Source organism: Oleiphilus sp. HI0066, assembly GCF_001635725.1.
Genome location: NZ_LWFH01000403.1, coordinates 1 through 771, shown reverse-complemented (window position 1 = coordinate 771; position 771 = coordinate 1). Strand labels below are relative to the sequence as shown.

The window sequence follows — 771 nt, the reverse complement described above, 5'->3', positions numbered from 1 at the left end:
CAAGTACATTGAATTTTCATTGTCTCCACTTACTCAGCACTCCATGACTAAGCTTGACGAGTTACACCAGCAGTTTATGGAAAGCCACATCCAGCCCATCATGCTGCCTAAGGCAAAAGCGCTGATTGAATCACATAGAGACAAAGGCGACACATTACTTGTCATCACTGCTACAAATCGCTTTGTAACTGCTCCTATTGTCGAAGCATTTGGCATTGAAAACCTTCTTGCTATCGAGGTCGAAGTCGTCGATGGCCAATACACAGGAAAGAGCTTTGGTGTACCAAGCTTTAAGGAAGGAAAAGTAACCCGTTTAAATGACTGGCTGGCTGAAAACACGCTATCTCTCGAAGGCGCTTATTTTTATAGCGACTCGCACAACGATATTCCTTTGCTTGCAAAGGTTGATCATCCTGTTGTCGTTGATGGCGACGATCAACTTCTGAAACATGCAAAAACAAATAACTGGAAATGCATTTCATTAAGAGATAACTAAGTGATGCTGAACCGCGGTGCCATGATTGCGTTAAAAAATTTCGTATTAGTATTATCTGCTTCCATACTGCTGGCTTGCAGTGAAAATGACGCACCAAAGTTAGAAGAACCAGTACAAAACAGCACAACGACGGATGACCACTCTCAATTATCAGACGCCCCTTTAAACAACACGAAAGCGCAGACAGAATTCGCCAACAAAGCGTTTTTAGATACGCTCACTGCTCTCGACGCACTGTCTCTTGCCGTAACCCAGTTCACAGACACACCCAATGA

Annotated in this window: 2 protein-coding genes; both read left to right on the top strand. The window is 43.6% G+C overall.

Annotation, left to right across the window (positions count from 1 at the left end; translation table 11 throughout):
* A partial coding sequence (locus tag A3738_RS05440) for an HAD family phosphatase (RefSeq protein WP_082889981.1) occupies nt 1-496 on the top strand: 496 nt, incomplete at its 5' end.
* Nucleotides 497-771, top strand: a 275-nt coding sequence (locus A3738_RS05435) for a hypothetical protein (protein WP_197473624.1), incomplete at its 3' end; no start/stop codon positions are given.